The sequence below is a fragment of the Bartonella sp. AP72JLCBS genome (genome assembly GCF_042195705.1).
Classification (GTDB): Bacteria; Pseudomonadota; Alphaproteobacteria; order Rhizobiales; family Rhizobiaceae; genus Bartonella.
The window spans coordinates 192,064-208,055 of record NZ_JBHIOU010000002.1 but is presented as its reverse complement, the minus strand read 5'-3'; the positions used below and the strand labels follow the sequence as shown (position 1 = coordinate 208,055).

The following is a 15,992-nucleotide window of genomic DNA, read 5'->3' as shown; positions in this document are numbered from 1 at the left end:
CGGGATTAATAACTTAAGCAAGTACGATAATTGGCAATATCACGGAAAAGTGGACTATCAACTTCAGAGGGGGGCAAAATTTCTCCAGTAATCCATGTGAGTAAATCACGATCATCAAAAGACATAATATACTCAAGCTCAGAGAGCGTTCTATCATTCATCCCAGTAATATGAGCATCGACATAATGTCCAAAAATGAGATCCATTTCACGAATACCGCGATGCCATGCACGAAAAATCAATCGACGACGACGAGCATCTAATTGATTTTTGTCAACGACAAAAACTGTCATAAAAAATCTCCTTGAATAAAGTAATATAAACTATTCAATTAGTCGTATAAAATTTTTACCTTGCTTTAAGGAAGTTCTATAATCTTTTGTTCTTTAAGTGTAATTCGACGATGCATTTGCTTAGCCAAAGCGTAATTATGTGTTGCAATAAGAGCAGAAAGACCAGACTGACGAACAAGGATAGATAAAGCTTGAAAGACATAAGCTGAAGTTACTGGATCAAGATTTCCTGTAGGTTCATCAGCCAAAAGAACCGAAGGGCCATTTGCTACTGCACGTGCAATAGCAACACGTTGTTGTTCTCCTCCCGATAACTCTGAGGGACGATGGTTCGCACGATGAGAAACACGCAGATACGTCAATAATTTGCGCGCACGATCTTCTGCTATAGATTTTTTTAATCCTGCTATCATTTGGGGTATCATGACATTTTCTAACGCCGTAAACTCTGGAAGTAAATGATGAAATTGATAAACAAAACCAATATCATTTCGTCTTATAGCTGTTCGCTCACTATCAGAGCGCTTTGCACAAGAAACACCCCGTAACATCACATCACCAGCTGTTGGTTTTTCTAATAATCCAGCAATATGAAGAAGTGTTGATTTTCCAGCACCAGATGGTGCAACAAGTGCGACAAGCTCTCCACGATTAAGAATAAAATTCGCTTTATCTAAAACAATGAGTGGCTTATGACTCTCGAAAAAGTGTCTTTCAATCTCTACAAGCTCTAAAATAGCTGTCATTATTCATACCTCAAAGCTTGTACGGGATCTAGCTTAGCAGCACGCCATGCCGGAATGAGAGCAGCAAGAAACGACAAGAATAAAGCCATCATAGCAACCAAGATGGTCTGTTTCCACTCAATTTGTGCAGGCAATTTTGTTAAAAAATAAAGTTGAGGATTAAAAACGTCGACATTAAATAACCAAGATATAAAATCTTGGATATGATTAATATTCGCGGTCGCGATAACACCTAAAACTAAACCCAATATAGTTCCAATAAAACCAATCATCATTCCTGTAATGATAAATATACGCAAAATCGCACTCTGTTGAGCCCCCATCGTGCGTAAAATTGCAATATCATGACTTTTATCTTTTACAAGCATAATCAGCCCTGAAATAATATTTAAAGCAGCAACAAGAACGATCAGAGAAAGAATGAAAAACATAACATTTCGTTCAATCTGTAAGGCTGAAAAAAAAGCCTGATTGCGTGTACGCCAATCAATTAAATAGACCTGTTGTTCAACTGCTTTTTCTACAACAGGTTTTATTTGATCAACAGCATCAGGATCATTTAGAAATAATTCCAAAGACTGAACCTTATCTCCCAAATTAAAAAACATTTGTGCTTCATGGAGAGGCATAAAGATAAATATTGAATCATATTCAGACATACCAACTTCAAAAATAGCAACGACTTTATAAGCTTTCACACGTGGGGTAACGCCAAAAGGAGTCTCATCACCATCTGGAGTAATAATACGAATATCTCTTCCAACTGTCAGTCCTAATTTTTCTGCTAAGCCACTTCCAATTGCAACACCTTCTTCTTGATCAAACCGAGAAATCGACCCTAATTTAATGTTTTGAGAGACTGTTTTAAGCTTTTCTAGATCTTGTTTGCGCATACCACGAACTAACGCGCCAGAGCCACCTTGAACTTCACCTTGAACAAGCGCTTGACCTTCAATAACAGGTAAAGCAAACTTCACACCATTTGTAGTTTCTAAAGAAGAAATAAGAGTCTTATAATCAGAAAAACCAGAATCAACTGTTTGAATAATAAGATGCCCATTCATACCAAGAATACGATTGAGAAGTTCTGTACGAAAGCCATTCATCACCGCCATAACAACAACCAGAGCAAATACGCCCAACATAATCCCAATAAGAGAAATAATTGAAATAACAGATGCAACGACATGTTTTTTATTGGGAATCATATAACGAAAAGCGATCATCCACTCATAAGATGAAAAGCATTTGTTTTTCAGCCTCTTCATAATATTTCCTATTAAATTATAGAAAGTTGGCTGAGCACATCTTCAACCTTTAGAGATTTTTTTATTCCTGTTTTTCGATCTTTAATTTCAACTTCATTTTGTGCAATACTGTTAGGACCAACAATGATTTGTGTTGGCAAACCAATCAAATCCATTGTTGCAAATTTTGATCCAGGGCGTTCATTTCTATCATCTAATAACGGATCAAAACCAACCTTCTTTAATCCCTGATAGAGAAACTCACATGCCTGTGTGCATTTTTCATCATCGGGCTTCATATTGATAATCCCAAAATCAAACGGTGCCATCGACTTTGGCCAAATAATACCATTTTCATCATGAGAAGCCTCAATAGCGGCCGCAACAAGACGCGAAGGCCCAATACCATAAGATCCCATAGAGACCACATACTCTTTTCCATCTTGTCCCATAACTTTTGCTCCCATTGGAGCAGAATATTTAGTACCAAAGTGGAAAATATGCCCTACTTCAATACCACGCGCTGAAAGACGATTATGATCAGAAACTTTAGCCCACTCCTCTTCATTATGCATTTCTTCCGTTGCTGCATAAAAAAATGTCCATTGCTTAACAATATCATCTAAAACAGCTTTATCACTAAAATCGATTGAACTATCAGGAACGGTAAGTTCAAGAAATTGTTTATCACAGAAGATAGCACTCTCTCCTGTTTCAGCCAAAATGATAAATTCATGACTGAGTTCCCCCCCTATTGGACCTGTATCTGCACGCATAGGAATTGCTTTTAAGCCAAGGCGAGAAAAAGTGCGTAAATAAGCAACAAACATACGATTATAAGATGTTTCAGAGCCTTCATAATCAAGATCAAAAGAATAAGCATCTTTCATTAAAAATTCTCGTGCTCGCATCACACCAAAACGTGGACGAATTTCATCACGAAATTTCCATTGAATATGATATAAATTAAGCGGAAGATCTTTATAAGAACGAACATAAGAGCGAAAAATATCTGTTACCATCTCTTCATTGGTTGGACCATAAAGTAAATCACGCTTTTGACGATCTTTAATGCGGAGCATTTCCAAACCATAATCATCATAACGACCGCTTTCACGCCAAAGATCAGCAGACTGAATTGTAGGCATCAATATTTCTATTGCACCCGCACGTTCTTGCTCTTCACGAATAATTTTACAAACTTTATCAAGCACTTTTTTTCCCAAAGGAAGCCAAGAATAAATCCCTGATGTTTGTTGTCGAATCATTCCAGCGCGCAACATGAAGCGATGAGAAACAATTTCTGCTTCTTTAGGATTCTCTTTTAAAAGTGGAAGGAAATATTGAGAAAGACGCATTGAAATAATTAACTCCTAATCAGATCTATCATATCGGAACAATTTATCACACCCTCTATTCATCTATAGCCGCATTCTGAATACTTGCAAATATAACGATCTTATCATTTAAAAATTTATTGTGCTTTATTCTCTATTTTTCTTATTTAGCAATAAAATAAAAATGCTCTTCTCTTTTTAAATAACGTAATAGGAAAGTTCTTTTATTTTGACCGATGTAAAAAAACTGTACAGATAGGTTTTTTTTGCCAAATTTCATGAACAGCCGCTCTTACTGCACGTCGTGTTGCCTCTCGAATAAGTTCATTATTTTTCTGTTTCATGCGTGGGATATTATAAACTGTATTTTCTACGATATTTAAAAGAATATCTTTTAAACTTTCCCCCTTTCCATTACTTTCAGGTAACCCGAATGTTGTTAGACCTATATCCCCTAATAATTCATGCTTACTATTTATATGGAGAGAAATAGTAACATGACCAGCATAACTTAGTTTGCGGCGTTCACGAATCCCTAATTCATCTTCATCTCCAATTAGGCAACCATCCTTATAGATGCGGCCAACAGGAACTTGATCAATAACTTCTACAGGCTCTGGTGCAAGACGTAACATATGGCCATTTCTGATATCCATAACAGTTTTAATACCCGCTTGACGTGCTAAAGTTGCCTGAGCCTTAAGATGCATTGCTTCCCCATGTACAGGGACAAGTATTTGTGGCTTTATCCAATCATACATCTGTAAAAGTTCTGAACGACGGGGATGACCTGAAACATGAACAAGTGCATCTTCATTCGTAATAATTTTAATACCCAAATCAATGAAACGATTTTGTACCTCAATAATCGCTTTTTCGTTTCCTGGAATACTTCGTGATGAATAAATAACGGTATCACCAGTGGAAAGTGCAATATTTTTCATTCCATCACGTGACAGTTTAGCCAAAGCAGCACATGGCTCACCTTGGCTCCCTGTGACAATTAAAACAAGATCTTTTCGCGAGATGTAGCCATAATCATCTTCCGTTACAAATGGTGCTAAACCATTCATATAACCAAGCTCTTGTGCAACCATAATACTTCGCTTAAGGGAACGCCCAATGACAAGCACCTTACGTCCAGCAGCTTCAGCTGCAAGAGCAATAGAACGTATCCGACCAATATTAGAAGAAAAAGTTGCTATCGCAACGCGCCCTTCAGCTTTAGAAATAATCTCTGAAAGACTGGCTTGAACTTGCTGTTCTGAAGGAGATATACCATCCCGACATGCATTTGTAGAATCACAAAGTAATGCTAAAATACCTTTTTTGCCTAAAGCACGAAATCTTTTTTCATCAGTTACAGCCCCGAGTGAAGGGGTATGATCAATTTTCCAATCACCAGTATGAATCACAGTCCCCAAAGAAGTTGTAATTGCTAAAGATACAGATTCTGGTATTGAATGGTTAACGGCTATAGCCTCTACAGCAAAGGAACCTACCTGAAAACAATCACCAGCTTGAAAAATATTGAGTAAAATTTTTTGAGATTCAAAATCTAATTGTTTTTTAGTTTCCAATAATCCTGCCGTAAAAGGCGTACAGTAAATCGGCACTTGTAACTTTGGACATAAATCAAGAACGGCCCCATAATGATCTTCATGTGCATGTGTTAAAACAAGACCCCGTATATTGTGTTTTTCACTTTCTAGAAAACGAATATCAGGCAAAACAAGATCGACACCTGGTAATTCAGAACCAGCAAAACTAATCCCCATATCAACCAGCAGCCATTCACGAAGATATTGGGGACCAAATCCGTAAGCAGCTAAATTCATCCCTATTTCACCTACACCTCCCAGAGGTAAAAAAACAAATTCACATCTATTGGCTGCAACCATAAACATCTCCCAAATCATTAAGGTATTTGATGATAAAATAATTTTTCAATAACGGCCTGCATTAACAGAATCAGCCAAACCAAAATGAACATCCCCAGCTGTTATAATGGCTGTCTGACCGTCTTTTTGCTTTATGATGCAGTTAAAATCACTATCAAGACCATCAAAAATACCCTCAATGACTTTTTCATCATTCACCACTTTGACATGTTTCCCAAGATGAGCGGAATATAAAAGCCATTTTTTTCGGATTATTTCACATCCTTTTGGCTGTTTCCAAAGAAGGTAATTTTTAGAAAAACACTCCGTCAAAACCGTAAATAATTGTTCTGCATCAATACGCAAACCGATATTCTTTAAGCTTGAAGTGGAATAGGGTGCATCTTCATAATTATATTTCACATTTATTCCAATACCAATAACCAAGGCATATTGTTGTGATGACAATTTTAAAATCTCAAGCAAAACTCCAGAGCTTTTTTCTCCTCTGAGCAAAATATCGTTTGGCCATTTTAAGCTCACAATATTGTTTGTCTGCTTTTCCTCTTTTATCAATTGTTTTATTGCCTCTGCCACACTTACTCCAGCAACAAAACCAAGTTGAGCCGCAGTTTGATGAACAATATCATCAATTAATAAAAGACTAGAATAAAGGTTCCCTTTTGGACTAGACCAAGTCCTCCCTCTTCTTGCTCTTCCCTGTGATTGTTCTTGTGCAACAATCCAAAGATTACCTTGATGACCAGTTTGCGCTTTTCGTTGCGCAATGAGATTTGTTGAATCAACACTATCGTACGCTTCAACAGTGTATCCCTGTTTTTGTGCAAAATCTGATAAAGTATAAACCATATTCATTAAAACAATGCTGTTGCTGCTTTTTCTGCTAGCTCAGCGAACCAAACTCCAAAAAGCGCGTAAAATAAAATAAAGAATACAGAAAGACCAAGACAAAATTGAAGCTCTTTCGATAAAGCAACAAAATGCGCTTTTGCATCATCAAACCACATAATTTTAATGACTCTCAAATAGTAAAAAGCCCCAACGACAGACGCTATCATCCCAACGACAGCAAGTGGCGTAAGTCCAGCGTGGACAGCAGCAGAAAATGTATACCACTTTCCAAAAAAACCAGCCATAGGAGGTATGCTTGCTAAAGAAAAAAGCTGTATTGTCATCACAACAGCCATAAACGGATTCGTCTTTGCTAACCCTGAAAGATCATAAATATTTTCAACATTTCCATTCTGAGAGCGCATTCCAAGAATAAAGGCAAATGAACCAAGCGTCATTCCAAGATAAATAGTCATATAAAGGATAACGCTTTTTATCCCAAGCATATCTCCAGCAGATAAACCAACAAGTGCATAACCCATATGACTGATCGACGAATAAGCCATTAAGCGCTTAATATTATTCTGACCGATTGCAGCAAAAGCACCCAGTATCATTGATGTAATCGCCATGAACACCAAAATTTGTTGCCATGCAGGCATCACGTTATCAACACGCCCTAGGGGAATAAAGGTCACCACAATAATACGGATGATTAAAGCCATTGCAGCAACTTTAGGGGCACCAGCAAAAAATGCTGTAATCGGTGTGGGCGCTCCTTCATAAACATCAGGTGTCCACATATGAAACGGAACAGCAGAAATTTTGAAAGCCAAACCAGCTAAAATAAAGACAATTCCAAAAATGACCCCCAATTGTACATTTTTGCCCTTTAAAGCAAGAGCAATTTCGTGAAAACCAATTTGACCGGTAAAACCATAAAGCAAAGAAATACCATAAAGAAGCAACCCTGAAGATAATGCTCCTAAAACAAAGTATTTTATACCGGCTTCAGAAGATTTTACATTATTACGATTAATCGCTGCTAAAACATATAAAGCTAAAGATTGCAGCTCTAACCCCATATAAAGCGACAGCATATTACCCGCTGAAATCATAAACATCATTCCAAGGGTTGCTAAAAGAACAAGTACTGGAAACTCAAATATATTAAACTTTTGTGCATTGGCAAAACCAACAGACATGATAAGAGAAAAGAGTGCACCAATAAGCATTAAAATTTTCATATAACGACTAAAGGAATCGATAACGAGCGCATTGGTTTGAAATGAACCATTTTTCGGAAAAACTATAAGAATAATAATGGTTGCCACAAGAAGTGCCATAGCTAAACCTGTCACTGTTAAAGAAGCACGTGTATTGGAATAAACACCAATCATAAGCAGCACGACAGCTCCTAATGCAATTAAAAGCTCTGGAAGAATTAAGACTAATTGCGCTATTATTTCAGTTTGCATGTGCATTCTTCCCTTATCTAGTGCAGTTTATTGATGAGGGTTTCTACGGAAAACGCCGTTGCCTTAAGAATAGGCGTTGGATAGATACCAAAGAATATTGTAAGAATAACCATTGGATAAAGGAGGAATTTTTCTCTTAAAGAAAGATCTATTAATACTTTTAAATTCTCTTTATCCAAGGAACCAAAAACCACACGCCGATAAAGATAAAGGGCATAGGCTGCCGATAAGATAACACCTGTTGTTGCTAAAACAACAACCAATTTATTTACTTGAAAAACACCTATTAAGGTTAAAAATTCACCCAAAAATCCTGAGCTTCCAGGCAAACCAACATTTGCCATAGTGAAAATTAAGAAAACAACAGCATATTTAGGCATATTATTCACTAAACCACCAAACGCTGAAATTTCACGTGTATGCAAGCGATCATAGATAACCCCAACACAAAGAAACAATGCTGCTGAAACAATTCCATGGGATAGCATCTGATAAATAGCCCCTTGTATCCCCTGTTCATTCGCAGCAAAAATACCCATCGTTACATATCCCATATGCGCTATTGAGGAATATGCAATAAGTTTTTTGATGTCACTTTGAACAAGTGCAACCAGTGATGTATAAATAATAGCGATAAGCGATAATGTGAAAACAAAAGGCGCAAAATCTGCTGAAGCGATAGGAAACATAGGCAAAGAAAAACGAAGAAAACCATACCCACCTAATTTAAGTAAGACACCAGCTAAAATAACAGAACCCGCTGTCGGTGCTTCTACGTGAGCATCAGGGAGCCATGTATGAACTGGCCACATTGGCATTTTAACTGCGAAAGAAGCAAAAAATGCAAGCCATAACCATATTTGCATATGAGCAGGAAACTGATAATTGAGTAAAGTTGGTATATCAAGTGTCCCAGCCTCCCAATACATAACCATAAGAGCAACCAGCATAAGCACTGAACCAAGTAAAGTATATAAGAAAAACTTTATACTTGCATAAACACGACGTGCTCCTCCCCATACACCTATAATGATAAACATTGGAATGAGGCTGCCTTCAAAAAAAACATAGAATAGCATTGCATCAAGAGCACAAAAAACACCAATAATCGCAACTTCTAGAAGAAGAAACGCAATCATATAGGCTTTTAATCTCTCTTTAACATTCTCCCAACTTGCTAAAATACAGAAAGGCAAAAGAAAAGCCGAGAGAACAACAAAAAGAATAGAAATACCATCGACCCCCATATGATAGCTAATACCACCCCCTAACCAACTGGATTTTTCAACCATTTGAAAATTTTGGTTGCTAGAATCAAATCCTATCCAAATAATTAAAGAAATAATAAAAACAAATAGAGTCGTAAAAAATGCGACATTACGTATATTATGGCGTGCTACTTCACTATCATCTTTGATAAACAAAATCAGAAGAACACCAACAAGCGGCAAAAATGTAACCGTAGAAAGAATAGGCCAATCGGTCATTAGTTTACGCCCCCGATCATCATCCATGTAATGAGCAATGCAACGCCGATAAGCATTGCAAATGCATAGTGGTAAAGATAGCCTGTTTGCATTCGAACAACTCTATTTGTAATATCAACAACACGCGCTGCAATACCATTGGGACCTAGACCATCAATAATCTTACCGTCTCCCACTTTCCAAAGAAAAGAACCAATTCTAAAGGTAGGACGAACAAATAAAAAGTTATATAATTGATCGAAATACCACTTTTGGTAAAGAAAGTGATACACTCCTGGCATAATACGCGCCATTTTCTTGGGAAGAGAGGGAGCCACAATATAAAATAAATAAGCCAACATAAACCCAAGAATCATTGCTATAAAAGGCGACCATTTTACCCAATTAAAAACATGGTGAGCATCATGAAGAATATGATTATGGCTGCTTGTAAACAATGCTCCCTTCCAAAAAGCATTATACAAGTCACCAAAAAAGTAAGGTTGGAAAACGACACCAGAAAATATTGCTCCAATAGATAAAAGAAAGAGTGGAATCAACATAACTGGAGGCGATTCATGAACATGATGCATCACATCAACTGTTGCCCGTGGTTTACCATGGAATGTCATAAAGATAAGTCGCCATGAATAGAAACTTGTTAAAAAGGCAGCAAAAACAAGAAGATAAAAAGCATATCCTGAAGCAATATTATGAGATGCAAAAGCAGACTCTATAATCGCATCTTTTGAGAAAAAACCTGCAGTCCCGAAAAGTGTTCCTGGAATTCCAACTCCGGTCAAGGCAATGGTCCCGACCATCATCATCCAATAGGTGACCTTTATATGTTTGCGTAACCCACCCATTTTTCGCATATCTTGTTCATCAGATACAGCATGAATCACAGAACCTGCACCAAGAAACAATAAGGCTTTAAAAAAAGCATGCGTAAAAAGATGAAAGACAGCAGCGCCATAAGCTCCAACACCTAATGCCACAAACATATAACCAAGTTGAGAGCATGTAGAATAAGCAATAACACGCTTAATATCATTCTGCACCAACCCCACAGTTGCTGCAAAAAACGCTGTTGTTGCACCAACAATAATAATCACGGTCAAAGCAGTTGAAGAAAGTTCAAAAATTGGCGACATACGCGCAATCATAAAAACACCAGCCGTTACCATTGTAGCGGCATGAATAAGCGCTGATACAGGGGTTGGCCCTTCCATTGCATCAGGCAGCCAAGTATGTAAAAGAAATTGTGCGGATTTTCCCATCGCACCAATAAATAATAAAAGACATGTAATGGTAATTGCCGTCTGCCCACCAAATTGCCAATCTAAAAATGTCATATTTTGTATAAAGCTCTTGTCGGCAGCTTTTGCAAAAATAGAGGCAAAATCAACCGATTGGAACAAAACAAAAATACTAAAGATTCCTAAGAGAAAACCAAAGTCTCCAACACGGTTAACTACAAAAGCTTTCATTGCGGCCTTATTAGCAGAATCGCGCTGAAACCAAAAACCAATGAGTAAATAAGAAGCAAGTCCGACACCTTCCCATCCAAAAAACATCTGAATCAAATTATTGGATGTGACCAACATAAGCATCATAAATGTAAACAAAGAAAGATAAGAAAAAAAACGAGACCTTGAAGGGTCATGGTGCATATAACCAATTGAATAAATATGCACCAATGCCGAAACACTATTCACAACAATAAGCATGACAGCTGTTAATGCATCAACATGTAAAGCCCAATTAAAGCTTAAGTCACCAACAGTCATCCAATGTAATACCAATACATCAATCGCTGGAATATGACCAAGTGCAGTACTGAAAAATGCTATCCACGATAATATGGCAACAACAACCATAAAGCTACATGTTATCAATTCACTCGCACGATCTCCTATCGTTTTTCCACCTAGTGCAGCAATTAAAAAACCCAAAAGCGGAAGAAAGACAATCGTATAATACATCACTGGTTAGCCTTTCATTACATTAACATCTTCAACCGCAATGGAACCACGATTACGGAAAAAAACGACCAGAATTGCTAAACCAATGGCAGCTTCAGCAGCTGCTACGGTTAAGACAAATAAAGCGAATACCTGACCAACGAGATCATGAAGAAATGCTGAAAATGCAACAAAATTGAGATTAACTGAAAGCAATATAAGCTCAATGGACATCAAGATAATAATCACATTTTTTCTGTTGAGAAAAATTCCAGCAATACCAATTGTAAACATCAAAGCAGAAACAGTGAGATAATGTGTAATATCAATATACATCTGCATAGCCCCCCTTACATACCTTTGCCTGATTCAACTTGTTTGATTTCAATGGCACTGTCTACCGTTCTAGAAACTTGCTCCGCAATAGATTGCCGCTTTACTCCTAATTTATGACGAAGTGTTAAAACAATAGCTCCAATCATTGCAACCAATAAAATCATTCCAGCAATTTGAAAATAGAAAACATAATCCGTATAGAGAATATCACCTAATGCTTGTGTATTTGTTCGCTGCGCTAAATCTGGCATTGGTTGCGTAACATGCGTTCTCAAGACTGGAGAAAAATAGCTACTCATAAAAACAACAATCAATTCTACAGCGATAATAACACCAATAAGAGCTCCAATAGGAGCATACCGAAGAGTTCCACTCTTTAACTCAGCAAAATCAACGTCAAGCATCATAACGACAAATAAAAATAAAACAGCGACAGCTCCAACATACACAACAAGCAGAATAAGCCCTAAAAACTCTGCTCCTGCAAGTAAAAACAAAGCTGCTGCATTAAAAAATGCGAGGATTAAAAACAAAACAGAATGCACTGGATTGCGTGCTGTAATAACAATAACTGCACTTGTTAGCATAATAAAAGCAAACAAATAGAAAAATGCCGCCGCTAGATCTGTTAGCATAGGCTTCTCCTTAATTATTCAAACAATTGGTATAAACTTCATACCAGATTACAATTTATCGGAAAAATATCCGACACCTCATTTAACGATACACTTAACGATAAGGCGCATCCATCAATATATTTCGAGCAATTTCTCGCTCCCAGCGATCTCCATTCAATAAAAGTTTTTCTTTATCATAATAAAGTTCTTCACGTGTTTCCGTCGCAAACTCAAAATTTGGACCTTCGACAATAGCCTCAACCGGACAGGCTTCTTGACAAAAACCACAGTAGATACATTTAACCATGTCTATATCATAACGGACAGTTCTACGTGTACCATCATTGCGCCGTGGCCCAGCTTCAATTGTAATCGCTTGAGCAGGACAAATCGCTTCACATAATTTACAAGCAATACACCGTTCTTCACCATTTGGATAGCGACGCAATGCATGCTCACCACGAAAACGCTGAGATACAAAACCTTTTTCATAAGGATAATTAATCGTGGGTTTTGGTGAAAAAAATTGACGCATAGCTAAGAAAAAAGCACTCACAAATTCCAATAGAAGAAGTGACTTTGCCGCCTGAATAAAACCTGACATCGTAAAATCTCCTCTTAAACGAAATCCGTAAACTTTAAAAAAGCAGCAGTTATCACAACCATTGCTAGTGAGAGAGGAAGAAAAACCTTCCAACCAAGCCGCATGAGCTGATCATAGCGATAACGTGGAACAAATGCTTTAACCATAGCAAACCAAAAAAATACAAAACAGACTTTTAAAACAAACCAAATGATACCAGGAACCCAATTAAGCCACCAAACATCTAAGGGAGGCAGCCAACCGCCTAAAAATAGAATGGTTGTTAATGCGCACATTAAAACAATCGCAACATATTCACCTAGAAAGAAGAGCATGTAAGGCGTTGAAGAATATTCTACCATATGACCAGCAACAAGTTCAGATTCTGCTTCCACCAAATCGAATGGAGGACGATTTGTCTCTGCAAGCGCAGAAATAAAAAATATAATAAACATTGGAAAAAGGACCAACCAATTCCAATCGAGAAAACTGTTAAAAGGAAGACCAAGAGTTGTACCAAGCCCGTGCGTTTGTTTAAAAACAATTGTTGTGAGATCTAACGAACCACTTATTAAAATGACAGTCACAAGCACAAAACCAATGGAAACTTCATAAGAAACCATTTGTGCCGCCGAACGAAGAGCTCCTAAGAAAGGATATTTTGAATTTGATGCCCATCCCCCCATAATAACACCATAAACTTCAAGAGATGAAATGGCTAAAATATAAAGCAAGCCAACATTAATCTTTGCAATCTCCCAACCCTCATTGACAGGAATAACAGCCCAAGTTGATAAAGCAAGTGTCGCTGAAACAAAAGGAGCCAAAAGAAAAACACCCTTATTTGCACCTGCAGGGATAATAGGCTCCTTAACAACAAATTTAATTAAATCTGCAAAAGACTGTAACAAACCCCATGGTCCAACAACGTTTGGTCCACGACGCAATTGTACCGCTGCCCAAATTTTTCTATCTGCATAAAGAAGATAAGCAACTAAGACCAAAAGAACGACCAAAAGAAGAAGTGTTTTTCCGATTATAATGAGTAATGGCAACAGCCAAGTCATAAAGAAATCATACATCATTATTCCTTTTCCTTTGCCCTTACTTTACTGTTTGTGTAGCACGGTTTTTTGCAAGAGATGAACATTCAGCCATAACAGCAGAAGCACGTGCTATCGGATTTGTTAAATAAAAATCTTTAACCATAGAAGTAAATGCTTGACTCTCGAGAGAAACCATTTTTGAACCAAGCGCCTTAAGACCACTTATATCAGAAGGCACTATATCATCAACAGCACAAAGGTGTGGATAATCATTAAACAAGCATTGCCTTAATTGAGAAAGAGAATCAAAAGGGAGCTTTTGTCCTAAAATATCCGATAAAGCACGCAAAATAGCCCAATCTTCTTTTGCTTCACCTGGAGCAAAACCAGCCCGATTTGTCATTTGAACACGTCCTTCTGTATTCACATAAAGCCCTGATTTTTCAGTGTAAGCAGATGCAGGCAAAATAACGTCAGCAGCATGTGCACCATTATCACCATGGCTCCCAATATAAACTGTAAAAGCTTTTGTATTGGCTAATTCTACTTCATCAGCACCAAGCAAAAATAGAACTTCACAGGTTTTAAGTATATTTGCAACCCCAAGCTTAGAAGTAAAGCCTATGTCCAACCCTCCAACAATCGATGCTGCATTATGAAGAACCCCAAACCCATTCCATGTCTCACTAAGAGCACCTATATTATCAGCTAATTTAGCAAGACTTTTTAAAACAGATAAACCTTCACTTCCTGAAACCGCTCCCTCTCCGATAAGAATAAGGGGCCTCTTCGCTTCTTTTAAGACATTAAAAAAAACATCCTCTCCACGAATAAGTGTCGTTAATGTATCACTCCCAGATCCAAGGTAAGAATAAGGATAACGTAAATCGACTTTCTCTCCAATTAATGCAATAGGAAAATTGCCCATCCGTTGGCGCTTTAAAATACGCGCATTTAAAACAGCTGCTTCATGACGTGGATTAGATCCCACAATAAGCAGTGCATCAGCCTGTTCAATACCTACAATTGTAGGATTAAAAATATAACTCGAGCGCCCAAACTCTGGCGATAAAGCCCCCCCTCTTTGACGACAATCAAAAAGCGCTGAGCCCAAAGAACTCAATAATGCTTTAAGGGCATACATTTCTTCAACAGAAGCAAGATCCCCCGCAATGGCTCCAATTTTTTCTGGAAAAATTTTAGAGATTACCATTTTAATTTTTGCAAAAGCTTCTGTCCAACTGACAGGTTGAAGCTTTCCATCTTTGCGTACATATGGCTTATCAAGCCGCTGAGTCCGTAATCCATCCCAAATAAAACGCGTTTTATCAGAGATCCATTCCTCATTTACATCTTCATTCGTACGCGGCATAATCCGCATAACTTCACGGCCGCGGCTATCAATACGGATAGCACTACCAAGCGCATCCATCACATCAATCGATTCCGTTTTTACCAATTCCCACGGACGGGCATGAAACGCATAAGGTTTTGAAGTTAGAGCTCCCACTGGACAAAGATCAATAACATTTCCCTGTAATTCAGATGTCATAGCTTTTTCAAGATACGTCGTAATTTCAGCATCTTCACCACGACCGATCAAACCAAGCTCAGAAATACCTGCAACTTCCGTTGTAAAACGAACACACCGTGTACAATGAATACACCGTGTCATAACAGTTTTGACAAGAGGTCCAATATATTTATCTTCTACAGCACGTTTATTTTCTGTATAACGAGAACAATCTCGTCCATAAAGCATTGCTTGATCTTGAAGATCACACTCTCCCCCTTGATCACACACTGGACAATCCAAAGGATGATTAATGAGAAGAAATTCCATAACACCTTCACGTGCTTTTTTTACCATCGGTGTATTGGTAAAAATCTCAGGTGCCTCACCGTTAGGTCCTAATCGTAAATCACGAACCCCCATAGCACAAGAAGCCTGAGGTTTTGGTGGACCACCCTTAACCTCAACTAAACACATACGACAATTTCCAGCAATTGACAAAGATTCATGAAAACAAAAACGTGGAATTTCTGCCCCAGCCGCCTCAGCAGCCTGAAGCAACGTGTAGTAATCAGGAACTTCAATCTCTTTGCCATCAACTTTGATATTTATCATCACCCATCCAACCTGCGGA

14 protein-coding genes are annotated in these 15,992 nt (G+C 37.8%); all 14 read right to left on the bottom strand.

What is annotated here, in order from left to right:
• Nucleotides 1-5 precede the first annotated feature (5 nt).
• Nucleotides 6-293 (bottom strand): succinate dehydrogenase assembly factor 2, encoded by a 288-nt coding sequence (locus tag ACFILO_RS02190; protein ID WP_273791268.1) that lies wholly within the window; start codon nt 291-293, stop codon nt 6-8.
• A gap of 65 nt (nt 294-358) precedes the next feature.
• The gene (locus tag ACFILO_RS02185) at nt 359-1,039 is read right to left on the bottom strand and encodes an ABC transporter ATP-binding protein (RefSeq protein WP_273791269.1); all 681 of its coding nucleotides are present in this window, start codon (nt 1,037-1,039) and stop codon (nt 359-361) included.
• The gene (locus ACFILO_RS02180; RefSeq protein WP_273791270.1) at nt 1,039-2,307 is read right to left on the bottom strand and encodes a lipoprotein-releasing ABC transporter permease subunit; all 1,269 of its coding nucleotides are present in this window, start codon (nt 2,305-2,307) and stop codon (nt 1,039-1,041) included. Before ACFILO_RS02180 ends, ACFILO_RS02185 begins: the two co-directional genes overlap by 1 nt.
• 11 nt (nt 2,308-2,318) lie before the next feature.
• Nucleotides 2,319-3,644: a proline--tRNA ligase gene (gene proS, locus ACFILO_RS02175; protein WP_375613449.1), complete on the bottom strand. Its 1,326-nt coding sequence runs from the start codon at nt 3,642-3,644 to the stop codon at nt 2,319-2,321.
• A 203-nt stretch (nt 3,645-3,847) separates the two neighbouring features.
• Complete coding sequence (locus tag ACFILO_RS02170; protein WP_375677765.1) at nt 3,848-5,524, bottom strand: ribonuclease J; 1,677 nt, start codon at nt 5,522-5,524, stop codon at nt 3,848-3,850.
• 45 nt (nt 5,525-5,569) lie between these two features.
• On the bottom strand, nt 5,570-6,379 hold the full coding sequence (locus ACFILO_RS02165) for a biotin--[acetyl-CoA-carboxylase] ligase (RefSeq protein ID WP_375677764.1): 810 nt from the start codon (nt 6,377-6,379) through the stop codon (nt 5,570-5,572).
• Nucleotides 6,379-7,833: an NADH-quinone oxidoreductase subunit NuoN gene (gene nuoN, locus ACFILO_RS02160; RefSeq protein WP_375638390.1), complete on the bottom strand. Its 1,455-nt coding sequence runs from the start codon at nt 7,831-7,833 to the stop codon at nt 6,379-6,381. The genes ACFILO_RS02165 and nuoN overlap by 1 nt, the downstream gene beginning before the upstream one ends.
• A gap of 17 nt (nt 7,834-7,850) precedes the next feature.
• Nucleotides 7,851-9,320 (bottom strand): NADH-quinone oxidoreductase subunit M, encoded by a 1,470-nt coding sequence (locus tag ACFILO_RS02155; protein WP_273791287.1) that lies wholly within the window; start codon nt 9,318-9,320, stop codon nt 7,851-7,853.
• Nucleotides 9,320-11,284: an NADH-quinone oxidoreductase subunit L gene (nuoL, locus tag ACFILO_RS02150; RefSeq protein WP_375677763.1), complete on the bottom strand. Its 1,965-nt coding sequence runs from the start codon at nt 11,282-11,284 to the stop codon at nt 9,320-9,322. The genes ACFILO_RS02155 and nuoL overlap by 1 nt, the downstream gene beginning before the upstream one ends.
• Nucleotides 11,285-11,290: 6 nt before the next feature.
• Nucleotides 11,291-11,599, bottom strand: a complete 309-nt coding sequence (gene nuoK / locus ACFILO_RS02145) for an NADH-quinone oxidoreductase subunit NuoK (RefSeq protein WP_273791275.1) — start codon at nt 11,597-11,599, stop codon at nt 11,291-11,293.
• Between the two features lie 14 nt (nt 11,600-11,613).
• Nucleotides 11,614-12,234: an NADH-quinone oxidoreductase subunit J gene (locus ACFILO_RS02140; RefSeq protein ID WP_375677762.1), complete on the bottom strand. Its 621-nt coding sequence runs from the start codon at nt 12,232-12,234 to the stop codon at nt 11,614-11,616.
• Nucleotides 12,235-12,328: 94 nt separating this feature from the next.
• A complete protein-coding gene (gene nuoI / locus ACFILO_RS02135) occupies nt 12,329-12,820 on the bottom strand; it encodes an NADH-quinone oxidoreductase subunit NuoI (RefSeq protein WP_273723184.1) in 492 nt (163 codons plus the stop codon).
• Between the two features lie 14 nt (nt 12,821-12,834).
• Nucleotides 12,835-13,881 (bottom strand): NADH-quinone oxidoreductase subunit NuoH, encoded by a 1,047-nt coding sequence (gene nuoH / locus ACFILO_RS02130; protein WP_375632259.1) that lies wholly within the window; start codon nt 13,879-13,881, stop codon nt 12,835-12,837.
• A gap of 22 nt (nt 13,882-13,903) precedes the next feature.
• Nucleotides 13,904-15,973, bottom strand: coding sequence for an NADH-quinone oxidoreductase subunit NuoG (gene nuoG / locus ACFILO_RS02125; protein ID WP_375677761.1), 2,070 nt, complete (start codon nt 15,971-15,973; stop codon nt 13,904-13,906).
• Nucleotides 15,974-15,992 lie beyond the last annotated feature (19 nt).